The following is a 25,800-nucleotide window of genomic DNA, read 5'->3' as shown; positions in this document are numbered from 1 at the left end:
CGTGACGATGCAGCACGCATCGCGCCATACGAATACAACGAAGGAGACGATCCCGATGCGACCCATCCTGCGCACCCTCGCCGTTGCAGCCAGCCTCAGCTGCGCGCTCGCCGCTCACCCCGCTTTCGCCGACGACGGCGGCAAGATCACGATCATGGTCGGCGGGATCGCGAAGCTGATCTACCTGCCCGCGCGGCTCACGCAGGAACTCGGCTACTTCAAGGCCGAAGGGCTCGACGTCGAGCTGCTGTCGCAGCCGGCCGGCGTCGACGCCGAGAACGAACTGCTGGCAGGCGCCGTGCAGGGCGTGGTCGGCTTCTACGACCACACGGTCGACCTGCAGAGCAAGGGCAAGGACGTGAAGGCGATCGCCGTGCTCTGCCAGGTGCCGGGCGAAGTCGAGATGGTGTCGACCAAGGCCGCGCCGACCTTCAAGTCGATGGCCGACGCGAAGGGCAAGACGCTCGGCGTGACGGGCCTCGGCTCGTCGACCAGCTTCCTCACCCAATACCTTGCGCTCCAGCACGGCGTGCAGTCGACCCAGTACACGATGCTGCCGGTCGGCGCCGACGCGAGCTTCATCGCAGCGATCAAGCAGGGCCGTATCGACGCCGGCATGACGACCGAGCCGACGGTGTCCGCGCTCGAGAAGATGGGCGACGCGAAGGTGCTGGTCGACCTGCGCACGCTCGAAGGCACGCGCGCCGCACTCGGCGGCACCTACCCGGCCGCGAGCCTGTACGTGCAGTCGGCGTGGGCCGATTCGCACAAGGATCAGGCGACCAAGCTCGCGCACGCGTTCGCGAAGACGATGCAGTTCATCCACACGCACAGCGCCGACGAGATCGCCGCGAAGATGCCGGCCGACTACCAGAAGGACAAGGCGCTGTACGTGAGCGCGCTGAAGGCGTCGCTGCCGATGTACACGGCCGACGGCAAGATGCCGGCCGATGGCCCGGCCACCGTGCTGAAGGTGCTGTCGGCGTTCAACCCGTCGGTGAAGGGCAAGCACATCGACCTGGCGCGCACCTACACGAACGATTTCGTGAACGCGAAGTAATCGAACTCGGCAGTCGCGCCGGCGGCGGCGATCCCGCCGCCGTGCGCGCCCCGTTCCGGCCCGGTTGACCGGCCCGGCGCCGCCACGCTGCGACGCTCTCCTCACCCGCAGGATCAATGCGATGAACCAGGCAGTCTCCCCGAGCACACCGGCGATCGAGTTTCGCAACGTGTCGTGCCGCTTCATTTCGCCGGAAGGCAAGGCCACCGTCGCGCTGCGCGACTTCAGCATGAGCGTCGCGCGCGGCGAGTTCATCGCGATCGTCGGCCCGACCGGCTGCGGCAAGTCGACGACGCTGAACCTGATCACCGGGCTGCTCAAGCCCGCAACGGGCGAAGTGCGCGTGATGGGCCGTCCGGTCGACGGGATCGACCCGCGCATCGGCTTCGTGTTCCAGGCCGACGCGGTATTCCCGTGGCGCAACGTGATCGACAACGTCGCGGCGGGCCCGCTGTTTCGCGGCCGCTCGAAGGACGTCGCGTACACGCAGGCCGAGGAATGGATCCGCAAGGTCGGCCTCGACAAGTTCACGAAGCACTACCCGCACCAGCTGTCCGGCGGGATGAGAAAGCGCGTCGCGCTCGCGCAGACCTTCATCAACCAGCCGGAAATCCTGCTGATGGACGAGCCGTTCTCCGCGCTCGACATGCAGACGCGCACGCTGATGCAGGACGAGCTGCTGCAGCTCTGGTCGGCGAACAAGGGCTCGGTGGTGTTCGTCACGCACGATCTCGAGGAGGCGATCGCGCTGGCCGACCGCGTGTTCGTGCTGACCGCGCGGCCCGCCACGCTCAAGCGCGTGTACGAGATCGACCTGCCGCGCCCGCGCGTCACGTCGGAGATCCGCTACGACACGCGCTTCATCGAAATTTCCAAGGACATCTGGCACGACCTGCGCGAAGAAGTGCAGATCGGCTGACGCATACGCTCAAGGCAAGGACCGCAAGGACAGGAGCATGACCGACATGACGCTTCCCCCCACCGCCATTCCGGCAACGACGCTCGAGGACGAGTCGCGCGCCGCTCAAACCCGCCTGCGCCGCCGCCGGCAACTGATCATCGGCCTGCGGATCGCCGTACTCGTAATCGTGCTCGGCGGGTGGGAACTCGCCGCACGGCTGAAGTGGATCGATCCGTTCTTCTTCTCGCAGCCGACGCTGATCTTCGCGCAGATCCAGGACTGGTTCGTGAACGGCACGTCGCAGGGCCCGCTCCTCACGCAGGTGTGGGTCACGCTCGAGGAAACCGGCATCGGCTTCGTGATCGGCTCGGTGGCCGGCGTGATCTGCGGGATCGTGCTCGGCCGCAACAAGCTGATGGCCGACGTGTTCGGCCTGTACATCCAGATCGCGAACTCGATTCCGCGCGTCGTGCTCGGCTCGATCTTCGTGATCGCGCTGGGCCTCGGGATGGCGTCGAAGATCGCGCTGGCCGTCGTGATGGTGTTCTTCGTCGTGTTCGGCAACGCGTTCCAGGGCGTGCGCGAAGCCGACCGCTACCTGATCGCGAATGCGCAGATCCTCGGCGCGTCGCGCCGGCAGATCACCACGTCGGTCGTGATCCCGTCCGCGCTGAGCTGGATTCTCGCCAGCCTGCACGTGAGCTTCGGCTTCGCGCTGGTCGGGGCGGTCGTCGGCGAATTCCTGGGTTCCAAGCAGGGCATCGGCCTGCTAATCTCCACCGCCCAGGGCGCGTTCAACGCGAGCGGCGTGTTCGCGGCGATGATCGTGCTGGCGGTGGTAGCGCTGGCCGCCGACTACCTGCTGACGTGGCTCGAGAAGCGGCTGCTGAAGTGGCGCCCCGCGGCGTTCTGAACGCCGCAGACGGACGCCTGACATGACACACCCAACCGCGCCGGCGCTCCCGGCGCGGTTCGGCATTTCGGAGAAGGAGCGCAACAGGATGGCGCACAGCCTGCGCGGACGGCTGCTGTGGTGGCTGCTGCTGCCGCTCGCGGTGTTCGTGCTGATCGCCGGCGCGATGTCGTACGACACCGCGCGGACCACGGCCGCGCTCGTGCAGGACAGCGCGCTCGTCGCGTCCGCGCGCACGATCGGCGAGGACGTCGAATGGCGCAACGGGTTGCCGGTCGCCGACGTGCCGCCGGCCGCGCTGGAGATCTTCGAATCGCCGTCGCGCGATTCGGTGTTCTACAAGGTGATCGACGGCCACGACCGCCTGCTCGCGGGCACGCCGGCGCTCGACGTGCCCGCGCGGCATGGCGTCGAGCCGACGCTGTACGACACGTCGCTCGACGGCGTGCCGTTGCGCGCGGTGGCCTACGATCGCCAGCTGTACGACGAGGGGCAGATCGAGACGGTGACGGTGGTCGTCGCGAAGACGACGCGTTCGCACGGCGCGATGGTCGCGACGATCTGGCGGCCGCAGCTGGTGCGCCTGTCGCTGATGCTGGTGCTCGCGATGGGGCTCGTGTACCTCGGCCTCACCTTCGAGATGCGGCCGCTGATGAAGCTGAAGGACGACGTGGCCGACCGCGGGCCGATGGAGCTGGAGCCGATCCGCCCCGAGCGGTTGCAGCACGAGCTGCGGCCGATCGTCGACGCGATCAACCAGTGCATCGCGCGGCTCAACACGCACACGGCCACGCAGCGCCGCTTCATCGCGGATGCCGCACACCAGCTGCGCACGCCGATCGCGGTGCTCGATACGCAGATCCAGTACGCGCAGCAGCGCGGCAACGACGATCGTGAGCTCGCGTCGGTGCTCGACAGCATGCAGCGCAGCAGCCGCAAGATGGCCGACGTGACCGACAAGCTGCTCCTGCTCGCGCATGCGGAGGCGACGCCGTCGACGCTGCTGACCCATCGCGTCGATCTCGCGGCCGTGGTGTCGAGCGTGCTCGAGGAAACGATCGTGCTCGCGCAGCGACGCGATATCGATCTCGGGGCCGACCTCGGCGAACGGCTCGACGTCGCGGGCAGCGACAGCCTGCTGACCGCGCTGGTGATGAACCTCGTCGACAACGCGGTGCGCTACACGCAGCCCGGCGGCTGCGTGACGGTCTGCGGCCGCCGCGACGGCGACGCGATCGTGCTCGACGTGGTCGACAACGGCCCCGGCATCCCGGCCGAAGCGCGCCCGCACGTGTTCAAGCGGTTCTACCGCGTGTCGGCCGACACCGAAGGCTCGGGCCTCGGGCTCGCGATCGTCCGCGAGATCGCGCAGGCGCACGGCGGCAGCGTGTCGCTCGCGCCGGGGGCCGGCAATCGCGGTATCGTCGTAACCGTGCGGCTGCCCGCCTACGATTGAAGAGAACGCCGTCATGAAACTCCTGCTGGTCGAAGACAACGCCGAACTCGCGCACTGGATCGTGAACCTGCTGCGCGGCGAGGATTTTGCGGTCGATTCCGTCGGCGACGGCGAGCGCGCCGACACGGTGCTGAAGACCGAACGCTACGACGCGGTGCTGCTCGACATGCGCCTGCCCGGCATCAGCGGCAAGGAGGTGCTTGCGCGGTTGCGGCGCCGCAACGACAACGTGCCGGTGCTGATGCTGACCGCGCACGGCTCGGTGGACGACAAGGTCGACTGCTTCGGCGCGGGCGCCGACGATTACGTGGTGAAGCCGTTCGAATCGCGCGAGCTGGTTGCGCGGATTCGCGCGCTGATCCGCCGGCAGGCCGGCGTCGGCACGACGCAGCTCGTGTGCGGCGATCTCGTCTACGCATTCGGCACGCGCGAATTCCGCTGCGGCGAAACGGTGCTCGCGCTGCGCCGCCGCGAGCACGCGATCCTCGAAACGCTGATGCTGCAGCAGAACAAGACGGTGTCGAAGGCGCGCCTGATGGACAGCGTGTTCGCGCTCGACGACGAACCGAGCGCCGACGCGATCGACATCTACATCCACCGGCTGCGCAAGCATCTCGCGGGCAGCACGGCCGAAATCATCACGCTGCGCGGGCTCGGTTACATCCTGCGCATGAAGAGCACGCAGGACTGACGGGCCGCGTAGCGAGCCCTGAATACCGATTCGTAGCACGAAACGTCATCGATGCATGCCGGCGCCCCCGGCTTGCCGGCTTCCGCCTGCCTGCCCGATCCGTGATGGTTGCGCGTTCGGTGTTTTCACCGATCCGATTCTTTCCTCCGGGAAAGCGTCGTGAAGGATTGCCCCCTCTACGATGCTATGCGTCGGCCCTCTCGCTGTGGCCGGCAAGAGTCGGCATACATTGCGTACTGCCAACGACCAGATTCCAATGCGGCAGCTCGGAGGAGACGATCTTGAAACGAAAAACCCTTGCCCTTTCCATCGCGGCGGCTGGCCTGTGCGCCGGCACCCAGGCGCATGCGCAGTCGAGCGTGCAGCTCTACGGCCTGATGGACCTGAGCTTTCCGACCTACCGGACCCACGCCGACGCGAACGGCAAACACGTGATCGGCATGGGCAACGAAGGCGAACCGTGGTTCAGCGGCAGCCGCTGGGGCCTGCGCGGCGCTGAAGACATCGGCGGCGGCACGAAGATCATCTTCCGCCTCGAAAGCGAATTCGTGGTCGCGAACGGCCAGATGGAAGACGAAGGCCAGATCTTCGACCGCGACGCGTGGGTGGGCGTCGAGGACGAGCGCTTCGGCAAGCTGACGGCCGGCTTCCAGAACACGATCGCCCGCGATGCGGCCACGATCTACGGCGATGCGTACGGTTCCTCGAAGCTGACGACCGAGGAAGGCGGCTGGACCAACTCGAACAACTTCAAGCAGATGATCTTCTACGCGGCCGGCCCGACCGGCACGCGCTACAACAACGGCGTCGCGTGGAAGAAGCTGTTCAGCAACGGCATCTTCGCGAGCGCCGGCTACCAGTTCAGCAACTCGACCTCGTTCGCGACCGGCTCCGCGTATCAGGCCGCGCTCGGCTACAACGGCGGGCCGTTCAACGTGTCGGGCTTCTACAACCACGTGAACCACAACGGCTTCCGGAACCAGACGTTCTCGGTCGGCGGCAACTACACGTTCGACATCGTGCGCCTGAATGCCGGCTACTTCCGCTACAACGGCGACCAGGGCCCGCTCGGCCAGCGTCACGACGATTCGTGGACGGTGTCGATGAAGATCGCGCCGAAGGGCGCGCTCGACTACGAGCTCGGCTACCAGCAGATGCGCATCAAGAACGCCGCGAACAACGCGGACGGCTTCACGCCGAACGCCAACCTCGGCGCGTTCAGCCTGACCAACGGCGTCGCCAACGGCTTCAAGGAGACGATCTACGGGTCGGTGTTCTACCACCTGAGCAAGCGCACCGAGGTGTACCTGGCCGGCGACTACATGAAGCTGCATGGCGGCTACACGGTGTCGTCGACGTTCGGCGCGAAGAACCAGCTCGAACTGACGTCGGGCATCCGCACGCGCTTCTGACCTGAAACGGGGCCAGACGGGCCCCGCCGCACCTCCGTCCGGGATTCTCCACGCGGGCACGCCGGCGCTTGGCGCCGACCGTGCCCTTTTTTTCGTCCTTTCCGGTGCGCCCCGGGGATGCCCGCCAGGCGCCCGCCCGCCAGCCATGCGACAACCGGCCCGAAGCCGCTGGCGGCCCGTCCGGCGGGCAATCGCGGCCGATGCCCGCACGCTCGCCCCACATCGGCGCTTGACCTCGGCCGGGTGACTCGATAGCGTTTCGGGTTTGCCCGGGCGGCCGTTGCCGCCGCTGCCGTGAGTGCGCCCGATGTCCTGGCGCGCGCGGCCGGGCTCCGATGGAAAAGACGATGCAGAAACTCGATGCGGCCAGCCCGCAGGCGATGTCGACGGATTTCACCGCCGACAACGTCGCGCGCCTGAAGGCGCTGTTCCCCGAACTCGTGACCGAAGGCCCGGACGGCGCGTCGGTCGACGTCGACGTGCTGAAGGCGCTGGTCGGCGACCGCACGGTCGGCGACGCCGACGAGCGCTACGGCTTCCACTGGCACGGCAAGCGCAGCGCGCGCCAGGCCGCGCTCACGCCGTCGACGGGCACGCTGCGGCCCTGCCCCGACGACAGCGTCGCGTGGGACGACACGCGCCATCTCGTGATCGAGGGCGACAACCTCGACGTGATGAAGCTGCTGCACAAGAGCTACGCGGGCAAGGTGAAGCTCGTCTACATCGACCCGCCGTACAACACCGGCAGCGATTTCGTCTATCCGGACGACTTCAGCGACAGCATCCGCCACTACCTGGCGATGACCGGGCAGACCCACGGCGGCGTGAAGCGCAGCACCAACACCGAAGCGAACGGCCGGTTCCACACCGACTGGCTGAACATGATGTATCCGCGCCTGAAGCTCGCGCACGCGCTGCTGTCCGACGAAGGGCTGATCGCCGTGCACATCGACGAGCATGAGGTGCACGCACTGGTGCTGATGCTGCGCGAGATCTTCGGCGAGGAGAACGAGCTCGGCGTCGCCGTATGGGACAAGCGCAACCCGAAGGGCGACGCGCGCGGCGTCGCGTACCAGCACGAATCGCTGGTGCTGTTCGCGCGCAACGCCGAGACGCTGCTCGAACAGGCGCCGCTCAAGCGCCCGAAGCGCAATGCGCAGCGCATGCTCGACGCCGCGCATGACGCCGTGTACCGCAGCGGCAACGCGAAGGACGCGCAGAAGGCGTACCGCGCATGGATGAAGGCGCAGACCAACCTGTCCGGCGGCGAGGTGATGTACGACCGGCTGTCGCCGGAAGGCCGCGTGTACCGCCTCGTGTCGATGGCCTGGCCGAACAAGAAGAAGGCGCCCGAAGAGTATTTCACGCCGCTGATCCACCCGGTCACCGGCAAGCCGTGCGCGATGCCGGCGCGCGGCTGGCGCAACCCGCCCGCGACGATGCAGGCGCTGATCGAGCGCGGCCAGATCGAATTCGGCGCGGATGAAACCACGCAGCCGCAGCGGATCTACTACCTCGACGAGAACATGTACGAGAACGTGCCGTCGGTGCTGCCGTTCGCGGGCTCCGACGACGCGTTGCTGAAGACGCTCGGCATCCCGTTCGACCTGCCCAAGCCGGTCGATTTCGCGGCGGCCGTGATCGGCTGGTGCACGCGCGGCGACGACATCGTGCTCGACTGCTTCGCCGGCTCCGGCTCGACCGGCCACGCGGTGATGCAGGTGAACGCGACCGACGGCGGCGCGCGCCGCTACATCCTCGTGCAGCTGCCCGAGGCGCTCGACCGCCGCGACAAGACGCAGACGGCGGCCGCCGACTTCTGCGCGAAGCTGAAGAAGCCGCTGACGCTCGCCGAAATCACGAAGGAGCGCCTGCGCCGCGCCGCGCAGCAGGTCGCGCGCGACTATCCGGAAAGCTATGGCGACCTCGGCTTTCGCGTGTACCGGCTCGACACGACCAACGTGATCGAGTGGGACCCGCGCCGCGACGACTTCGACCACGCGCTCTTCGCGTCCGTCGAGCACGTGAAGACCGGCCGCACCGAGGACGACCTGCTCGCCGAGCTGACGCTGAAGCTCGGCCTCGACCTGTGCACGCCGGTCGAGCATCACCAGGTGGCGGGCAAGACCGTGCACCTGATCGGCCGCGCGATCGTCGCGTGCTTCGATGCGCGCATTTCGCGCGACGACGCGGGGCCGCTGGCCGACGGCATCGTCGACCTGCTCGATGCGACCGGCACGACGCACGACGTCACGTGCCTGTTCCGCGACAGCGGCTTCATCGACGACGTCGCGAAGCTCAATCTCGCCGCGCTGCTCGAACAGCACGGCGTGAAGCGCGTGCGGAGCCTGTGATGCGGCTGCATTTCGAAGCGGATCTCGACTACCAGCGCGAGGCGATCGACGCCGTCTGCGACCTGTTTCGCGGCCAGGAATCGTATCGCGGCGACTTCAGCGTGCTCGCGAACGCCGCGCCCGGCACGACGGCCGCCGCGCAAGGCTCGCTCGGCTTCGCGGTGTCCGAGCAAGGCGTCGGCAACCGGCTGTCGCTGACCGACGACGCGCTCGCGCGCAACCTCGCCGACGTGCAGCTGCGCGGCGGGCTGCCGCCGTCCGGCCTGCCCGGCTCGCGCGACTTCACCGTCGAGATGGAAACCGGCACCGGCAAGACCTACGTGTACCTGCGCACGATCTTCGAGCTGAACCGCCGCTACGGCTTCACGAAGTTCGTGATCGTCGTGCCGTCGATCGCGATCAAGGAAGGCGTGCACAAGACGCTCTCGATCACCGAGGATCATTTCCGCGCGCTGTACGCGGGCGTGCCGTACGACTATTTCCTGTACGACTCCGCGAAGCTCGGCCAGGTGCGCCACTTCGCGGCGAGCGCGGCGATCCAGATCATGGTGATGACGGTGGCCGCGATCAACAAGAAGGAAATCAACAACCTCTACAAGGACAGCGAGAAGACCGGCGGCGAGAAGCCGATCGACCTGATCCGCGCGACGCGGCCGATCGTGATCGTCGACGAGCCGCAAAGCGTCGACGGCGGGCTCGAAGGCCGCGGCCGCGAAGCGCTCGCCGCGATGGCGCCGCTCTGCACGCTGCGCTATTCGGCCACGCACGTCGACCGCCACCACATGGTGTACCGGCTCGACGCGGTCGACGCGTACGAGCGCAAGCTCGTCAAGCAGATCGAGATCGCGTCGGCGATCGTCGAGGATGCGCACAACAAGCCGTACGTGCGGCTCGTGGGCGTGTCGAACCGGCGCGGCGCGATCAGCGCGCGCATCGAGCTCGACGTCGCGACGACGGCCGGCGTGAAGCGGCAGATCGTGTCGGCCACCGACGGCGACGATCTCGAACGCCTGACCAAGCGCGCGCTGTACGCGGGGCTGCGGATCGGCGAAGTCCATGCGGTGAAGGGCGCCGAATACGTCGAGCTGCGCCATCCGGAAGGCGAGGCGTTCCTGTCGCTCGGCGAGGCGTTCGGCGACATCGACACGCTCGCCGTGCAGCGCGAGATGATCCGCCGCACGATCCGCGAGCATCTGGACAAGGAACTGCGCCTGGCCGAACGCGGCGTGAAGGTGCTGTCGCTGTTCTTCGTCGATTCGGTCGAGCGCTATCGCCGCTACGACGAAAACGGCATGCCCGCGAAGGGCGACTACGCGCTGATCTTCGAAGAGGAATACGCACGTGCGGCACGCGTGCCGGCCTACCGCGCGCTGTTCGACGGCGTCGACGTCGCGCTCGAAGTCGGCCGCGCGCACAACGGCTACTTCTCGATCGACCGCAAGGGCGGCTGGACCGACACGAGCGAAAGCAGCGCCGCGGCGCGCGAGAACGCAGAGCGTGCGTACGGCCTGATCATGCGCGAGAAGGAAGCGCTGCTGTCGTTCGACACGCCGCTGAAGTTCATCTTCTCGCACTCGGCGCTGAAGGAAGGCTGGGACAACCCGAACGTGTTCCAGATCTGCACGCTGCGCGACATCCAGACCGAGCGCGAGCGCCGCCAGACGCTCGGCCGCGGGCTGCGCCTTGCCGTCGACCAGGACGGCGAACGCGTGCGCGATCCGGGCGTGAACACGCTCACCGTGATCGCGACCGAGCGCTACGAGTCGTTCGCGGAGAACCTGCAGAAGGAAATCGAGGCCGACACGGGCATCCGGTTCGGGATCGTCGAGGAACACCAGTTCGCGGCGCTGCCCGTGCAGGAAGGCGACGGGCCCGCGCATGCGCTCGGCGTCGAGCTGTCGCGCGTGCTGTGGAACCACCTGCACGAGCAAGGCTACGTCGACGCGCAGGGCAAGGTGCTCGACCGGCTGAAGGATGCGCTGCGCCAGAGCGCGCTGGTGCTGCCGGAGGCGTTCGAGATGCTGCGCGCGCCAATCGTCGCGACGCTGCGCAAGCTGTCGGGCCGCTTCGCCGTGCGCAACGCGGACGAGCGCCGTGCGATCGCGCTGCGGCGCGATGCGTCGGGCAAGGCCGTCGTGTTCGGCGAGGATTTCCGCGCGTTGTGGGACCGCATCCGCCATCGCACCGTGTACCGCGTCGAGTTCGACAACGCGAAGCTCGTGCGTGACTGCGCGGCCGCGCTGCACGACGCGCCGGACATCGCCCGCGCACGACTGCAGTGGCGCAAGGCCGAGATCGACATCGGCAAGGCAGGCATCGAGGCGATCGAGGTGGCCGGCGCCGGCACGGTGCTGCTCGACGAAGGCGAGCTGCCGCTGCCCGACCTGCTCACCGAACTGCAGGACCGCACGCAGCTCACGCGCCGTTCGCTCGCGACGATCCTGGCCGACAGCGGCCGGCTCGAGGATTTCCGCGTGAATCCGCAGCAGTTCATCGCGGTCGCGGCCGATGCGATCAACCGCTGCAAGCGGCTCGCGCTCGTCGCGGGCATCGCGTACCACAAGCTCGGCGAGCGTCATGTGCATGCGCTCGAATCGTTCGAGAGCGAGGCGCTGACCGGCTATCTGCGCAACCTGCGGCCCGATGCGCAGAAGTCGATCCACGAGGCGGTCGTATGCGAGACGGACGCGGAGCGTGCGTTCGCCGATGCGCTCGAGGCGCACGAGGGCGTGAAGCTGTACGCAAAGCTGCCTGCATGGTTCCGCGTGCAGACGCCGCTCGGCAGCTATCACCCGGACTGGGCCGTGCTCGCGGAACAGGACGGCGGCGAACGGCTGTACTTCGTCGTCGATACGCCGAATGCGGACGGCCACGTGCCGAGCGAGCACGAGCGGGCGAAGCTCGCGTGCGGCGAGGCGCATTTCCGGGCGCTGGTGGACGGCGACGGCGCGGCGCGCTTCGTGCGCGTGACGCAGGCGGACGCGTTGTTTGAACCTGCAGTGCCCCTGGCGAGCGCCGGGCGCTGAAACGAAGGGCGGCGATGAGCCGCCCTTTTTTATCGGCTTTTTCGACGCGGCCCGGCGCGCTCGCCATGCGCGCGCCTTGCGCCGATTTCCGGTCTGTTACCCGCGTGTAAGCGATCCGTATTCGCGCCCGTTCGCGGCGCGGTTACGGCTGGTTGCAAATCGGGTCGGCACGATGTTTTCGCGCGACAGCCGCGTTGCATTCCCGCCATGAAAAAAGGGCGCCGAAGCGCCCTTCCGTCACGATTGCGCGCCGCGCTTAAAGCGTGCGGCCCAATGCGTGGTGATGCGAATGATGCGTGGCCGTCGACGCGTGCGTCGTGTGGCCATGCGCGTGTGCGTGCGTGTGACCGCGGCCCGGCTGCGCGCCGGCGCGATCGGCGATCGTGTCGGAGCGGTCGGCCGCGCGCGACAGGCCCTTGTCGCGGTCGCCCGCGTGCATGCCGTTCGAGTTGCTCAGCGCGTGGCCACTCATATGGCCGGCGGACATGCCGCCTGCATTGCCGCCGCCTGCACCGTGACCTCCGCCACCGCCGCCACCACCGTTTCCACCGCCATTGCCGCCGGCTGCGGCATACGCGGACACCGTGCCGAGCGCGAGCAGCGCGGCCGTCAGTACGGACAGATATCGTTGCTGTTTCATCTTGTGCTCCCTGGAGCGCGTTCGTGTGACTGCATTCTATGAACGCGCCGGATTCGCGCCATGCGACGTTGTAAATGATCGTAACGAGGCGCGCGGCGCGCATTCGTCAGATCAATCCGGATCGTGCTTGAGCGGGGAACGAGGCAGGTGGGCGCGGCGCCGCAGCGCCGCCCCGGTGACGATGATGCTTACTGCGCCGGCTGCATGCCCTGCGCGGCGGCCCTGTGTTGCGCGGCCTGCTCCTGCGCCTGCTTCTTCGCCATGTGGTGGCCGACGATACAGCCGCCCACCGCGCCCTTCATGCAGCCCGCCGCGTGCGCGCTGCCGATCGTGGCAAGCGCCACGATGGCCGCGGTGGCACCCAGCCTGATGTGTCGAATGGGCATCATGTTTTCATTCTCTTCGTGTGGAGATCAAGTCGAGCCGCTTCGCTCAATCCCAGCGGCCGCCACGCCAGCCGCCGCGATCGCGCCACTCGTGCTCGCGCCATTCACGGCGGCGCCACTCGTGTTCGCGCCATTCGCGCTGACGCCAGCCGTCGCCACGCCAACCGTCGTCGCGATAGCCGACCGGCGCGTACATGACGGGCGGAGGCGGCGCCACGTAGACGGGCGCCGGCGCCGCATAGGCGGGTACGCCGATGCCGACCGACAGGTCGACGTGGGCCGAGGCGACGCCCGAAGCTGCCAGCGCCGCTACACCGAGAACTGCACCGAGAATGAGTTTCTTGTTCATCTCGCAACTCCCTGCACGTGTCGTGCGTCATGTGAATACGGTTCGGAGTCTAGGCACCGGACACAGACACAGGTGAAACGGGTATGCGAGACAGGTAACGGACGTTTACGGGTTCCCGCAAAGCCTTGCGGGACAAGGAAGAGGCCGCATTCCAAACACCGTTGCAGCGGTGCATCGGAGCGGTAAAAAAGGGATTTTCGGCACGAAACCGGGCGATCGGCACGCGCCGGCGAGCATTGGAAAGCGCCGAAAGCGAACCGCCCGCACCGCACGCGAGCGGTTCGCAAGCACGTGCATCACGCGCGAATATCGTCGACGCTGCGCAGCCAGTGCACGCTGAACAGGTTGTCCGCGTCGGTCCACACGGTATCGGGCACGAATCCAGCGCGGCGCGCGATCGCATGGAAACCGTCGATCGTGAACTTGTGCGAATTCTCCGTGTGGATGCGCTCGCCGGCGTCGAAGCGGAATGCGTGGCCGCGCACGTGCACGATCTGCGCGACGTCGCTGACGAGATGCATCTCGATGCGCTGCCGTGCGCTGTCGTAGAACGCGCAATGCGAGAACGCATCGACGTTGAAATCCGCACCGAGCTCGGTATTCGCGCGCACCAGCAGGTTCAGGTTGAACTGCGCGGTCACGCCCTGCGCATCGTTGTACGCGTCGTGCAGCGTGCGCTCATCCTTCACGAGATCGGCGCCGACCAGCAAGCCGCCGCCACGCAGCAGCCGCGCGGCATCGCGCAGGAACGCATCGGCTTCGTCCGGCGCAAAGTTGCCGATCGTCGAGCCGGGAAAGAAGCCGATGCGCCGCGCCGGTGTCGCGGTCAGCTCGGCCAGTTGCTCGGCCTTCGTGTAGTCGGCCGCGATCGGCGCGACGTCGAGCCACGGATACGCGGCACGCAACCGCGCGGCGGCATCGTGCAGGTAGTCGGCCGAGATGTCGACCGGCACGTAGCGCGCCGGCGCGTTCGCATAGTTGCCCGCGAACGCGTCGAGCAGCACGCGGATCTTCTCGAGCGAGCCCGCGCCGAATTCGACGAGTTCCGCATGCGGGCCGACGCGCCGCACGATCTCGGCCGCGCGATCGCGCAGGATGCCGAGCTCGGTGCGGGTCGGGTAATACTCGGGCAACTCGCAGATGCGATCGAACAACGTGGAGCCGGCCGCATCGTAGAAGTATTTCGGCGGAATGCTGCGCGGCGTACGCGACAGTCCGTCGATCAGGTCGCGCTCGAACGCGCTCGGCCGCGAATCGCGGGCGGGTTGCTGGCCACCGCTCGTGGCCGTCTGGTCAGACGTCTCGCGCAAGTCGCACTCCCGTGAATTGCCAGCGCGCGGCCGGCGGAAAGAAATTGCGGTACGTCGGCCGTTCGTGCCCGGGCGGCGTCGCGATGCTGCTGCCGCGCAGGACCTGCTGGCCGACCATGAACTTGCCGTTGTATTCGGCCGCTACCCCGACGAGCGGCCGAAAGCCCGGATACGGCTCGTAGGACGAGCGCGTCCATTGCCACACGTGCCCGAGCATCTGCCGGATGCCTTCGGCGGGGAACGCGGCTTCCCATTCGAATTCGGTCGGCAGGCGCGCGCCGGCCCATTCCGCATACGCGGCCGCTTCGTAGAAGCTCACGTGGCACACCGGCGCGTCGGGTGCGAGCGGCTCGACGCCGTGCAGGCCAAACGTGCGCCGTACGCGCGTGGCGGCCGCATCGTCGTCGTCGGGCATCCAGTACGCGGGCCCTTGCCACCCTTCCCGCTGCACGGCGGCCCAGCCGTCCGACAGCCAGAACTCGGGGCGCGTATAGCCGCCGTCGGCGACGAACGCAGCGAATTCCGCATTCGTCACCAGGCGGCTCGCGATCTCGTACGGCCGCACGAGCGCCGTATGGCGCGGCCGTTCGTTGTCGAACGAAAACGCCTCGCCGTCGTGGCCGATCTCGACGAGCCCGCCCGGCTGATGCAGCCAATGCTGCGCGCCGGCGTCGCCCGCGGCCATCGCGCCCGCGTCCGTCCCGTTGCGCGGCCGGAACGCCGGCTTCAGCGGGTTGCACGAGAACGCGTGCAGCATGTCGGTGACGATCAGCTCCTGATGCTGCTGCTCGTGATGGAGCCCGAGCTCGACCTCGGGCGCGATCGTCTCGAGCAGCGCCGCGTCGGCGCCGGCCAGCGCGCGCAGCATCGCGTCGTCGACGTATTGCCGGTACGCATGCACCTCGTCGAGCGACGGGCGCGTGAGCAGCCCGCGTTGCGGCCGCGGATGGCGCGGGCCGAGCGCTTCGTAATAGGAATTGAAGAGGAACTGGAATGCCGCGTTGAACGGCGCGTAGCCGGGCACGCGTCGCATCAGCACGACGGTTTCGAAGAACCAGGTCGTGTGCGCGAGGTGCCATTTCGTCGGACTGGCGTCGGGCATCGACTGCACGGCCTGGTCCTCGGCGGACAACGTCGCGGTCAACGCGACGCTATGGGCGCGCACGTCCTGGTAACGGCGCTGAAGCTGTGATGCAAGGAGGCTCATCGGTTTACCGTCCACGTCGCGATTCGCTGCGTTGCGTGTTGCCGGAAAAAGGAAAGCCTTGCGCGTGATGCGCGCGGCTGACGTGCGACCTGCTGCTGCGTCGTCGGGCAGCCGGCGCGCGCGCCGGGCCGCGGATGCGGCGTCACTTCATCTGCCCGTGCAGAACAGTATGGGCCAGAAATGTGAATGTTGCTGACCGAGATGCGGATGAAACGCCAGATAAATGTAAATGAAAGCAACCGATCAGTTGCCAATTGCTGACAACGGCGCGCATCGAGGGGCATGTGGAGGCCCAGGCGTCGGCCGTTGTGCTCGATTCATGCCGCGGGCGTTCGCGGCCGTGATCGTCTCCCTGATGTGAATGCGAAATCGTCTGACCAGCACTTGCGCGCGAAGCATGCTCGCCGCGTTTGTTGCATTCGACGAGCACCCTGCCCGCCCTTCCCCCGCGGCCTTCCACGCCGATCCGCTCACCGGCTTCAAAAAAAATTTCGCGTCGATGTCACATACGCGGGGGGCTCGCTCGTCATATCCCCGGAACCCACACCAAAGGAGAAGGACCATGACTGCGAAACTCAACCCGTTTGCCGCCGCGCCGGCCCTGATGAAGCACTGGATGACCGTCTCGGTCGCCGCCGCGCAGAGCCTCGAGCCGACGCTCATCGAGCTGGTCAAGATCCGCGCATCGCAGATCAACGCATGCGCGAACTGCATTAACATGCACGCGGCCGAAGCCCGCGAGCAAGGCGAGACCGAGCAGCGCATCTACCTGCTGTCCGCGTGGCGCGAAGCGCCCTGCTACACCGACCGCGAACGCGCGGCGCTCGGCTGGACCGACGCGCTCACGCGACTGTCGGAGGGCCACGCGGCACACGATGCGGCCTACGCGGCGCTGAACGACCACTTCAGCCAGGAGGAACAGGTGAAACTCACGCTGATGATCAACGTGATCAACGGCTGGAACCGGCTCGCGGTCGGCTTCGGGCTGTGGATCGAACCGGCCGATGCAAAGGCCGCCGCCGCGAAGATGGTGGCCTGATGCCGACCCTCGATCCGGCCAACGGCAGCGCCGAAACACGGGCCGATGCGGCGGCGAGCTTCGACCCGCTGCGCCGCACGCTGATCCGCGTCGCGTACCGGATGCTCGGTTCCGTCGCGGATGCCGAGGACATGGTGCAGGAGGCGTTCATCCGATGGATGGACGTCGACCGCACCGAGGTGCGCGTGCCTGAAGCGTTCCTGCGCCGCATGGTGATGCGCATGTGCCTCGACCAGCTGAAGTCCGCGCGGCACCAGCGCGAGACCTATGTCGGCCCGTGGCTGCCCGAGCCGGTCGTCGAGGAAGACGAACAGGAAGACGTCACGCTGCCGCTGCTGCTCGCGCTCGAACGGCTCTCGCCGCTCGAACGCGCGGCGTTCCTGCTGCACGACGTATTCGGCCTCGAGTTCGACGAAGTGGCCACGACGATCCAGCGTGACCCGGCCGCGTGCCGGCAGCTCGCCGCGCGGGCCCGCACGCACGTGCGCGAGGCGCGGCCGCGCTTCCATGTCGAGAAGCAGCGCGGGATCGAATTGGCGGAGGCGTTTTTTGCGGCGTCACGCAGCGGCGACATGCGCGCGCTCGGCGCGATGCTCGCCGAGGACGTGAGCCTGCACGCGGATGGCGGCGGCAAGCGCCCGGCCGCGGGCACGCCGGTGTTCGGCTTCGAGCGTGTGATGAAGGTGCACGCGTACCTGGCCGAGCTGTTCGCCACGCACGCGTCGACGTTCGTGCGTGCGGGGTTCATCAACGGGTTGCCGGGTTTCGTCACGCAGGAAGCGGACGGCGAGCTGCAGACCACGGCGCTCGAGATCGAGGACGGGAAAATCGTCGCGATCTATGTCGTGCGGAATCCTGACAAGTTGAAGCATCTGCATTGAGTGCGGCGGAATCACGCGTCGGGTGCCGTGCGCATGCGCGGCCGCGATGCGCCCTTTTCTTCGCCCTGCCGCCCTGCTTTACCGGCTGCCGGCCGCTGGCTCCTGCAATCAATACGTCCCGGCCACGAGGTAGATCAAGACACCGAGCAACGGCGTTGCAATCGCAAAACCGGCTGCTGCGAGCCAGTTCGTGCCGCCCTGCGCTTCCAGCAGCGCGAGCAACGATTCGCGGGACGTCGCGCTCGGGCGCAGCTTTTCGATCCTGCGTTCGACGTGCGTCCTGTAGAGGCTGTTCCCGCACCAGCCGAGCGTGACCGCGATCCCGATGGTGACCGGGTCGAACGTGGTCGATTCGAAGTAACGCGGGAAGAACAGCAGCTCGACCAGCGTGATCGCGAGCGTCGCGCCAAGGACGGCGGCCGCCTGCCAGTACATGCATCGGTACGCCATCCACACCGGGCCGAGGAAACAGGCTGCCCAGTTCCACGACTGCCGGTTCTTTCGCGATGCGGCGATCTCCCACTTCCTTTCGAACCAGGCGGCTTTCTTGCCGACGTAAGCGGCGATCTCGTCGTTGCTCGCGGATGACGTGGCGGTCGTGACGTCGGACATGGTCGTGTGCTCTCAGTCGCGCGGATCGCGCGTCGTTGTTTTGATGTGCTGGAGGTCGGGCGACGGTCGGAACCGCTGCTTCGATGCGCACACAATTCTACGCGCGGCACAGTGGCCGTTGTATGGCGGATCGAGGTGTCGGTGAGGAAGGATGCGATGCCGCGGATCGCGCAACGCATCGGGGCGACATGCGTTGTTTCGGCCGGAAAAAGAAAAACGCCACGCGATGTTGCCGCGTGGCGTTTGTATGTTGGCGAGCCGCATTGCCTGTAGGCAAGTTGTGCTGCCAGACCCCTTCATTTGTTCGTTGGTAGGCTCGATTGGATTCGAACCAACGACCCCCACCATGTCAAGGTGGTGCTCTAACCAACTGAGCTACGAGCCTAAGAAGCCGCGAATTATAGAGAGGGTTTTTGAGGAGCACAAGCCCCTTCGTGAAAATTTTTTGAATCAAGGTGCGCGGAGGCCGACGATCGATGTTGCGTGGCGATGCCGGGAACGTTGGCTTCACCTGTTCGCATCACAGCAAAACGCGTCGATGCGCTGTGGTGTTATCCACATAGCCCTCTGGATAACCCTCCGGCAAGCCTCTGGATTCACAGTGGAACGATTGAGGATATGTCGCCGCGGCTGTGAATCGACGAAAAGTTGTTCTGTGCTGCCGGGAGCTGTTCACGTCGCGCACCCAGGGTTATGCATTCTGCTTCCCGTCGAGAATTCATGGGGTTAGGGACGTTATCCACTGTGAGGCACAGGGTTTGTTAACTATCACTACGTATGTATACGAACTCTGTTAACACCTTTGGATAAGCACAGTCCGCCGACTGTGATCCGCGCAGGATATGCACTGCGTGCAGTGATCGGATAAACGAAACGGCAAGCTATGAGGGCATCGGCGCGATGCGCGAGCCGCTGTGTCTGTAGAATCGCCGGCATTCAGGATGCGAAGGACTGGCGCACAGGTTCACGACAGATGAGTATTTCTTCGTTGGCCCGGCTGGACGCACTCGAGATCGATGCCGTCGTACGCCGGTTGCAACAACACCCGAGCGACATCGTGTTCGAGCAACGCGTGTCGATGCCGGAAGCCGATGTCCTGTGTTTCTGCTACAAAGGCGAGCGATTCAACGTGAAGTTCGATCTCGACTACAGGGAATGATGACGACCGACACGATGAAACCGAAGCAAGACTTGGGCAACGCGAGCGCTGCCCGCAACCGGAGCGGGTAATGGGCCCCATGCACTGCGGTCGGCACGGACGCGACAACGGCATCACGACATCGAAGGGCATCGCCGCGCGCATCCGGCAGCGCGGGCAGTTCATGTCGGGCGAGCTCGTGAAGGTTTCGCTCGACCGACGGAAATACAGCCTGGAAATGTGGATGCTGCGTGCTGAACTTGCCGAGCACGAGGTCGATGCGACCTTTATCGACAACGTTGCGCACGTGACGGCGTTTCCGAAGATCGCGGCGCTGGAGCGCTTGCGGGAGCGTCTGTGTTCGGCATGCCTGGACGAGCTGCTCGTGCGTTCCGGCGAGGTGCCCTATAAACCGACGACGAAAGAGCAGGCGTTCGACACGTCCGTCGTCGCGGCGAATGCGAATTGGCCCCGCGGCTTCGCGCGCTGCGAGTTGCACGGGTTGATCCGACCGACGCGAACCTCACCGGATATCGAGGCCGCTATCTTGTCGATCGACGTGATCCGCGATTGTCACGTCGTGCGGGTGATCAATGCCAGCGTGGAGCATGGGGCCACGCATTGGTTCGACGAAGCGTTCTTGCGCAAGGTGCTCGGGCCGGACATCGACATCGTTGAATCGACGTTTCGCATCGGTGAGCGGGCGACGTTCGTGCAGATGTGGGACGCCGGTGAGCTCGTGTGTCCGGTGTGCCTGCGAGAGGTGCTGGAACGTAGCGGTCTGCGCAGGGACGACACGCGGACGTGAACGCAACAGGGCAATCGTGATGGGCATGATCGCGCAGTACGACATCGGCCCTAACCCGTGATATCCGGAGAACACCATGAGCGAGCTGAATTTCGGCGTGGTCGATCGATGTTCCGTCCGGCTCAATACCGCGACGTTGCTCGGCCTGAAGTCCGCCTATGAGGATTTTGCGAAGACCGGTCAGGACCTGCGCAACTTCGAGATCTGCATCGAAGACGAAAGTGAAGCCACGGCGAATCCGACGCCTGAGGATCAGGTCATCAGCGTGACGTTCATGGCGAAGATGCCGCCGGGCATGCGCGGGCTCGGCAACGCGAGTCCGCTCGGGACGTCGATCCAGTACGTCGTTTCTCCGGAAACCGGCGAGATTCTCGGGGTTTATCGAACCAAGTGACTTCGGAGACGATGAAGGTAGTCAGCCTTCATATGTGGATAACAGCGGCATAAAACGATGCGAAACGCTGTGCCGACAAAAGGTGAGCGCTTGCCCGGATCACAAGCCGCGCGCGGATCTCGGCGAATGTTGACCTCGACAAGCCGATCAGAATGTTCGAGCACGCAACTGGACGGAGGGAAGCAAGCCCTGAGAACGGGGTGCATGCGGAACGTGCATCGAGTTTCGTGCGCTTGTCCACAGCGCGTATGTGGACAACTCACACACCCAACGAGTCGAATCGCTGTGCGTCGGACAGGTGAGCGCCATGCATTCGACCATGCGAATCAGCCCGAACGTCTTGTCTGACATGGGTTTTCCGGAATAGCGCAGGCGATGTGGAGCCTGCTGGCGCGATCCGTCATGATGGAATGCCTTGTGGATATCGATCAGCCAACGCACTCGAAATCCTGTGCATTCAACGGGTGAGGGTACGCGAATTCGGCGAGGATGTTCGCGTTACCTCACGGGTCGTGGATATCGCACTTTCATACAACTCGACTCCACGATTCGCGGTGCGGTTCAGGCACCGACTCGGCGAGCGTCGCGAGAGAAGGCGGCATATGCCAGGACAAAGTCGCCCAGCGAGGGTGACCGTTCGCTATGCTGCCCGTGACACCGCACCGATTCCCGCCGATACACATGAGCGCAACTGCACGGACCATTCTCAAAGCCATTCTGAGCATCCCCATTGCCTTTGGGCTCGCCTATCCCCTTGTCCATCCCTCCGAAGACGGAGGCGTTCTCGGCGAAATAGCGGTGCTTGGGGCGATCGGCAGCATCGTCGTCATCGCGGGTTTCCTGGCGCTGGTCTATGCCTACGCGAGCGACCTCAGGACGACCCTGAAATCGGTCAACCGAGGATCGCGTGCGGCCGAACCCAACAGCGTCTGGCTGATGTTCCTCTTGCCCTACAACTTCATCGAGGACTTCTTCATTATTTCCAACGTTGCGAAGTCCCTGGAAGCGGAGTCTCGTATCAATCCGGCTCTGTCGGGGTTGCGCTCGTTCGGCCGGATCAGCGGCATCGGGTGGTGTCTTGCCCAGGTTCTTTCGTTGATACCCAATACCATTGGCTCGATCGCTGGCGGCGTCGCGGTTTTCCTCTGGGTTTGGCACTGGGTGTTCGTGCGCCGGACGAACAAGATGCTTGCCGGCAGCCAGGTCTCGGTGACGACTCTATCTGGACGGACAGAATCGTAGCCCGCCTTGGAAGCCAGATCGCTTACCCGTGATCGATGTGGATATCCCGTTGCACGGCGACTCGAAACCCTGTGATTCCAAAGGTGAGGGCGCTGGCGCGGCGCGATGTGCATAACAGCCAGGGAAAGTCAGTCGAAACGCTGTGCAGTCGAATGGTGAGCGGGCGCCCGTTCAAGCCCGCCGGGCCGCCCCACCAAAGGCGCCGGCGGCTGCCACCAATCGCCAGCCGGGCGCGCATCCTGCCACTTCAAGTCTGCTGATCGAGCGCCTGCACGACCGCTTTCTCCGCGAGACTCCCGGCCGGCCCGACCACCGCATAGTTGAGCCCGTTCACCGATCCATATCGCGCGAGCAACGCACCATCCACGCGTTGCCCGGCCGGCAGCAGCCGATGTTTCGATTCCGCCGGCCGCATATAGAAGCTCAGCGTCCTTCCGGCCTCGTCCTCATAGAGCACCATTGCAGCCGTGGCGCCGCTATCGGTCGTGAACAACCGCCCGCCGACCGGCGTGAACCCCGCCGCGCTCAAATCCGGCAGCTTCGCCGAAGCCCCCACGCGCCGGGTGAGCCACCCCTGCAAATCTCCCGCACCGGTCGGCCGGTAATCCACCTTGGCCGTTTGATCGACCACCATCATCCGGTAAGCCTCGACCGCATCGCTCATCGGCGCGATGGGCGGCGGCGCGTTCCACCCGCGCGCCTGCCAGCCGCCGAACGTCCCGAGCCCGACGCAGAACACGAACGAAGCCGCCATCGCGAACCGCATCCGCGTGCGCTCCATGCGCCGTCCGCGAATCGCCGCCGGGTCGAGCGCGGGGTTATCCGCCGGCATCCGCACGCTCTCGAGCGCGGCCCGCAACCGCTGCGCATCCTGCTGCCATTGCTTCACCTGTTCCGCGCGCGCCGGATGCAGCGCGAGATAGCGCTCGACCGCGGCGCGCGCATCGTCGTCGAGCTGGCCGTCGACGTAGGCCTGGAGGTCGTGTTCGTTCGGAGGCGTGTTCATTTCTTCATCAACCGGAGAGAAGGAGCGGGAAGCTCGCCGTCGCTGAGCTGGCGCAGCGCCTGGCGCGCGCGGGAGAGCCGCGACATCACGGTGCCGATCGGCACGTCGAGCAGGTCGGCGACTTCCTGATAGGTGAAGCCCTCCACCGCGACGAGCAGCAGCAGGCTGCGCTGCTCGTCGGAGAGCCGGCCGAATGCTTCGAGCGTCGCGCGCGCCGCGAATTCGCGTTCGGCGGACGGCCAGTGCGCTTCGTCGTCGTCGCGGATGCGCCCAAGCAGCCACGCGTAGCGCTTCGCGCTGCGCTTGCCGTCGAGAAACTGCCGGTACAGGATCGTGAAGAGCCAGCTGCGCAGCGACGCGTCGTCGCGGCGGCTCGACCAGCGCGACAGCGCACGCTCGAGCGTCGACTGGACGAGATCGTCGGCCGCGTGGACGTCACGCGCGAGCCAGAGCGCGAAGCGTCGCAGCCTGGGGATGAGTTCGCGCAGTGCTTCGTCGTCGAGGGCGGTGGAGGGCATGGCCGGGCCGGTTGCCGAATGGGTCGAGATGCCACGTAGGACGCCGGTCGGCGCCGCTTATTCCACCAGCATACGAAAAAACTTTTCGTGGAATAAAGCGGCGTGGGCGGCGTCCTACGCGGATTCGACAATGACCTGATGGTCGGGAGTCTATATATGGAGCGATCTTCTTCCTCTTCTTCACCGCGGCGCGAGCCCGGGCGCGGGTGGTGGCGCTGGGCCGCGATCGGCGGCGCGGTGGCCGGCGTGGCCGTAGCGTTCGGGTATGTCGGCGGCTGGCTCGCGCCGGCGCGTCTGACCCCGCACCGGATCGTCGACGCGTTGCAGACGGCCGGCGGCGGCATTCACCCGGGCTTCCGGCGCAATCACGCGAAGGGCGTGTGCGTGACCGGTTACTTCGAAGGCAACGGTGCGGCGAGCGCGTATTCGGTCGCGCCGTTCTTCAAGGCGGTGCGCACGCCGGTGGTCGGGCGGTTCGCGTTGCCGGGCGGGAATCCGTATGCACCCGACAGCAGCGTGCCGATCCGCAGCCTCGCGCTGAGGCTCACCGCGCCGGACGGCGAGCAATGGCGCACCGGGATGAACGCGATGCCCGTGTTTCCGGTGGCGACGCCGCAGGCGTTCTACGCGCAATTGATGGCGACCCGGCCCGATCCGAAGACGGGCAAGCCCGACCCGGTGAAGGTGAAGGCGTTTTTCGGCGCGCATCCGGAGACGGCCGCGTTCCTGCAGTGGATCAAAGGTGCGAAGCCGAGCGCGAGTTACGTCACCGAGAGCTATTACGGGTTGAACGCGTTCTACTTCGTCGACGCGGCGGGCAAGCGCCAGGCGGTGCGATGGCGCGTCGTGCCGGAGCAGACGGCCGGCGCCGGCGACGTCGCGACGGCGGCGGACCCGAACGTGCTGCAGCAGGACGTGACGCAGCGGATCGCTGCCGGTCCGCAGAAGTGGAAGCTGCTGGTCACGCTGGCGGAGCCAGGCGACCCGGTGGACGACGCGACGAAGGTCTGGCCCGCGCAGCGCACGACGATCGATGCGGGCACGCTCGTGCTCGACCACGTGGAGGCGCAGGACAGCGGGCCGTGCCGCGACGTGAATTACGACCCGACGGTGCTGCCGCAGGGGATTCAGGTGTCGGGAGATCCGTTGCTGCCGGCGCGGTCGGCGGCTTACGCGGATTCGTATCTGCGCAGGACGAGTGAAGAGGCCGGGGTAGCGGGCGTGGCGCGATTGAGTGGGGAGGGACGGTGATGAAGGCTTCGACGACGTTTAGCTTGCCGGCGCGGGTGCTGCACTGGGTGATGGCCGCGATGATCATCGCGATGCTGTTCATCGGGGTGGGGATGGTGGCATCTGTCTCTGAGCGGCATGCGCTTCTGGTGGCGATCCACAAGCCTTTGGGTATTGCCGTGCTCGTGCTGGTTTGCGTGCGGATCGTGGTGCGGGTTCTGTCGAAGCCGCCGGCATTGCCCGAGGATCTGCCGTGGTGGCAGAAGGTTGCTGCGCACGGCTCGCATCTCGTGCTGTATGCGCTGATGCTTGCGATGCCGCTGATCGGATGGGCGATGCTGTCGGCGGGCGGGTATCCGGTGACGTTGGGCGGTGGTGTGCAGCTGCCGGCGCTGGTGTCGGCTGATCCGGTGACGTTTGCCTGGCTCCGGGTCGCGCACCGGGTGCTGGCGTATCTGTTCTTCGCGACGTTCCTCGCGCACTTTGCCGCGGCGCTGTATCACGGGCTGATTCGACGGGACGGCGTGGTGAGGGCGATGGTGGGGCGGTGAGCGACGGTGGGTTGCGTTCGATGCGGCGGGGCTGTTCACGGGCAACCGGGGCGGCTCCTGCCGTGCCGCTTATATATGACTAATAGAGCCGTTCAGGGCCTCCGGCACCCCATGTCAAAATAATTTCACAAAAGGGGTTGCGGAGACTGGGGCGGGTGCTTAGAATCACGCCTCTTTCGCGCTAACGGAAACGCAGCGCGGGGGAAAAGAGAAGTGCTGCTGTTGATGTCGGTTTTAACAACTCCAGCGCAAATGGAATTAAACCGCAGTCGTCGCAACGAAGTAGTTAAAAAAGTTGTTGACGGATTTAAAAAAACGGTTCATAATCTCGCTTCTCTGCTGCTGAAAACGCAGCGCTGCCGGGAAACACGAAGTTCCTCGCAGAATGCTCTTTAAAAATTAACAGCCGATAAGTGTGGGCGCTTGATGAAAGCGAGCTGATCCTCGGATCAGATAGCGAAAGTATCAAGAGTCTCACACTAAAGTAAGTCAGGTTTATGAAGCAATTCATATTCCTGTCAGCTTTGAGTGAGCGACCGGTTCTTAACTGAACCGAAAACAGTAACAGGTTTAAACTGAAGAGTTTGATCCTGGCTCAGATTGAACGCTGGCGGCATGCCTTACACATGCAAGTCGAACGGCAGCACGGGTGCTTGCACCTGGTGGCGAGTGGCGA

At 65.9% G+C, this 25,800-nt stretch carries 25 protein-coding genes, 1 tRNA gene and 1 rRNA gene; 18 read left to right on the top strand and 9 right to left on the bottom strand.

From position 1 onward, the window contains the following. Positions 1-55 precede the first annotated feature (55 nt). The 8 genes from CFB45_RS00180 to CFB45_RS00145 all read left to right on the top strand — a co-directional run bounded on the left by CFB45_RS00180 (position 56) and on the right by CFB45_RS00145 (position 11,813). The gene (locus tag CFB45_RS00180) at positions 56-1,060 is read left to right on the top strand and encodes an ABC transporter substrate-binding protein (protein ID WP_089424287.1); all 1,005 of its coding nucleotides are present in this window, start codon (positions 56-58) and stop codon (positions 1,058-1,060) included. 121 nt (positions 1,061-1,181) lie between these two features. Continuing rightward, positions 1,182-1,979 carry an ABC transporter ATP-binding protein gene (locus tag CFB45_RS00175; protein WP_039351969.1) on the top strand — a complete coding sequence of 266 codons (798 nt, stop codon included), beginning with the start codon at positions 1,182-1,184 and terminating at the stop codon, positions 1,977-1,979. A gap of 37 nt (positions 1,980-2,016) precedes the next feature. Beyond that, positions 2,017-2,874: an ABC transporter permease gene (locus CFB45_RS00170; RefSeq protein WP_089424115.1), complete on the top strand. Its 858-nt coding sequence runs from the start codon at positions 2,017-2,019 to the stop codon at positions 2,872-2,874. Positions 2,875-2,962: 88 nt separating this feature from the next. Then, positions 2,963-4,330: a sensor histidine kinase gene (locus CFB45_RS00165; RefSeq protein ID WP_089424114.1), complete on the top strand. Its 1,368-nt coding sequence runs from the start codon at positions 2,963-2,965 to the stop codon at positions 4,328-4,330. 13 nt (positions 4,331-4,343) lie between these two features. Continuing rightward, entirely contained in the window at positions 4,344-5,021 is a 678-nt protein-coding gene (locus CFB45_RS00160) for a response regulator (protein WP_041492705.1), read from the top strand. Between the two features lie 281 nt (positions 5,022-5,302). Beyond that, complete coding sequence (locus CFB45_RS00155; protein WP_089424113.1) at positions 5,303-6,433, top strand: porin; 1,131 nt, start codon at positions 5,303-5,305, stop codon at positions 6,431-6,433. Between the two features lie 335 nt (positions 6,434-6,768). Beyond that, entirely contained in the window at positions 6,769-8,787 is a 2,019-nt protein-coding gene (locus CFB45_RS00150) for a site-specific DNA-methyltransferase (protein WP_089424112.1), read from the top strand. Next, positions 8,787-11,813, top strand: coding sequence for a type III restriction-modification system endonuclease (locus tag CFB45_RS00145; protein WP_089424111.1), 3,027 nt, complete (start codon positions 8,787-8,789; stop codon positions 11,811-11,813). Before CFB45_RS00150 ends, CFB45_RS00145 begins: the two co-directional genes overlap by 1 nt. A gap of 256 nt (positions 11,814-12,069) precedes the next feature. Here CFB45_RS00145 and CFB45_RS00140 read toward each other — a convergent pair whose 3' ends face one another. From CFB45_RS00140 to egtB, 5 genes are all read right to left on the bottom strand, one after another. After that, positions 12,070-12,453 carry a hypothetical protein gene (locus tag CFB45_RS00140; protein ID WP_089424110.1) on the bottom strand — a complete coding sequence of 128 codons (384 nt, stop codon included), beginning with the start codon at positions 12,451-12,453 and terminating at the stop codon, positions 12,070-12,072. 188 nt (positions 12,454-12,641) lie between these two features. Further along, on the bottom strand, positions 12,642-12,842 hold the full coding sequence (locus tag CFB45_RS00135; RefSeq protein ID WP_089424109.1) for a hypothetical protein: 201 nt from the start codon (positions 12,840-12,842) through the stop codon (positions 12,642-12,644). Between the two features lie 43 nt (positions 12,843-12,885). Then, entirely contained in the window at positions 12,886-13,188 is a 303-nt protein-coding gene (locus CFB45_RS00130) for a hypothetical protein (RefSeq protein WP_046550033.1), read from the bottom strand. Between the two features lie 296 nt (positions 13,189-13,484). Continuing rightward, positions 13,485-14,498 carry an L-histidine N(alpha)-methyltransferase gene (gene egtD / locus CFB45_RS00125; protein ID WP_089424108.1) on the bottom strand — a complete coding sequence of 338 codons (1,014 nt, stop codon included), beginning with the start codon at positions 14,496-14,498 and terminating at the stop codon, positions 13,485-13,487. Further along, positions 14,482-15,705, bottom strand: a complete 1,224-nt coding sequence (egtB, locus tag CFB45_RS00120) for an ergothioneine biosynthesis protein EgtB (RefSeq protein ID WP_089424107.1) — start codon at positions 15,703-15,705, stop codon at positions 14,482-14,484. Before egtB ends, egtD begins: the two co-directional genes overlap by 17 nt. Positions 15,706-16,267: 562 nt before the next feature. Between egtB and CFB45_RS00115 the strand changes: the two genes are divergently transcribed. Continuing rightward, positions 16,268-16,744: a carboxymuconolactone decarboxylase family protein gene (locus CFB45_RS00115; protein WP_089424106.1), complete on the top strand. Its 477-nt coding sequence runs from the start codon at positions 16,268-16,270 to the stop codon at positions 16,742-16,744. Then, complete coding sequence (locus CFB45_RS00110; protein ID WP_089424105.1) at positions 16,744-17,625, top strand: sigma-70 family RNA polymerase sigma factor; 882 nt, start codon at positions 16,744-16,746, stop codon at positions 17,623-17,625. Before CFB45_RS00115 ends, CFB45_RS00110 begins: the two co-directional genes overlap by 1 nt. 108 nt (positions 17,626-17,733) lie before the next feature. On the opposite strand, the gene CFB45_RS00105 is transcribed toward CFB45_RS00110, so the two are convergent. Continuing rightward, the gene (locus tag CFB45_RS00105; RefSeq protein WP_089424104.1) at positions 17,734-18,237 is read right to left on the bottom strand and encodes a DUF2628 domain-containing protein; all 504 of its coding nucleotides are present in this window, start codon (positions 18,235-18,237) and stop codon (positions 17,734-17,736) included. A 308-nt stretch (positions 18,238-18,545) separates the two neighbouring features. After that, positions 18,546-18,622: transfer RNA gene (locus CFB45_RS00100), tRNA-Val, on the bottom strand. 588 nt (positions 18,623-19,210) lie between these two features. Between CFB45_RS00100 and CFB45_RS38100 the strand changes: the two genes are divergently transcribed. The 4 genes from CFB45_RS38100 to CFB45_RS00085 all read left to right on the top strand — a co-directional run bounded on the left by CFB45_RS38100 (position 19,211) and on the right by CFB45_RS00085 (position 21,819). Continuing rightward, positions 19,211-19,396 carry a hypothetical protein gene (locus CFB45_RS38100; RefSeq protein WP_144025148.1) on the top strand — a complete coding sequence of 62 codons (186 nt, stop codon included), beginning with the start codon at positions 19,211-19,213 and terminating at the stop codon, positions 19,394-19,396. Positions 19,397-19,466: 70 nt separating this feature from the next. Then, entirely contained in the window at positions 19,467-20,183 is a 717-nt protein-coding gene (locus CFB45_RS00095; RefSeq protein WP_144025147.1) for a hypothetical protein, read from the top strand. Positions 20,184-20,259: 76 nt separating this feature from the next. Next, a complete protein-coding gene (locus CFB45_RS00090; RefSeq protein ID WP_089424102.1) occupies positions 20,260-20,577 on the top strand; it encodes a hypothetical protein in 318 nt (105 codons plus the stop codon). Positions 20,578-21,258: 681 nt separating this feature from the next. Next, the gene (locus tag CFB45_RS00085) at positions 21,259-21,819 is read left to right on the top strand and encodes a hypothetical protein (RefSeq protein ID WP_256978047.1); all 561 of its coding nucleotides are present in this window, start codon (positions 21,259-21,261) and stop codon (positions 21,817-21,819) included. 247 nt (positions 21,820-22,066) lie between these two features. Here the strand turns inward: CFB45_RS00085 and CFB45_RS00080 are convergent, their stop codons facing one another. Both CFB45_RS00080 and CFB45_RS00075 read right to left on the bottom strand, forming a co-directional pair. Beyond that, positions 22,067-22,825 (bottom strand): anti-sigma factor family protein, encoded by a 759-nt coding sequence (locus tag CFB45_RS00080; RefSeq protein WP_089424100.1) that lies wholly within the window; start codon positions 22,823-22,825, stop codon positions 22,067-22,069. After that, positions 22,822-23,343: a sigma-70 family RNA polymerase sigma factor gene (locus CFB45_RS00075; protein WP_089424099.1), complete on the bottom strand. Its 522-nt coding sequence runs from the start codon at positions 23,341-23,343 to the stop codon at positions 22,822-22,824. The genes CFB45_RS00080 and CFB45_RS00075 overlap by 4 nt, the downstream gene beginning before the upstream one ends. 156 nt (positions 23,344-23,499) lie before the next feature. On the opposite strand from CFB45_RS00075, the gene CFB45_RS00070 reads away from it, so the two are divergent. From CFB45_RS00070 to CFB45_RS00060, 4 genes are all read left to right on the top strand, one after another. Further along, a complete protein-coding gene (locus CFB45_RS00070) occupies positions 23,500-24,594 on the top strand; it encodes a catalase family peroxidase (RefSeq protein ID WP_089424098.1) in 1,095 nt (364 codons plus the stop codon). Then, positions 24,594-25,124, top strand: coding sequence for a cytochrome b (locus tag CFB45_RS00065; RefSeq protein WP_174974674.1), 531 nt, complete (start codon positions 24,594-24,596; stop codon positions 25,122-25,124). Before CFB45_RS00070 ends, CFB45_RS00065 begins: the two co-directional genes overlap by 1 nt. 213 nt (positions 25,125-25,337) lie before the next feature. Next, on the top strand, positions 25,338-25,520 hold the full coding sequence (locus tag CFB45_RS38095) for a hypothetical protein (protein ID WP_144025146.1): 183 nt from the start codon (positions 25,338-25,340) through the stop codon (positions 25,518-25,520). A 176-nt stretch (positions 25,521-25,696) separates the two neighbouring features. Continuing rightward, positions 25,697-25,800, top strand: a 16S ribosomal RNA gene (locus CFB45_RS00060); the annotation flags it as partial.

Origin of the sequence: Burkholderia sp. HI2500 (assembly GCF_002223055.1) — a bacterium.
GTDB lineage: Bacteria > Pseudomonadota > Gammaproteobacteria > Burkholderiales > Burkholderiaceae > Burkholderia.
This window is presented reverse-complemented; position numbering and strand designations above follow the sequence as displayed.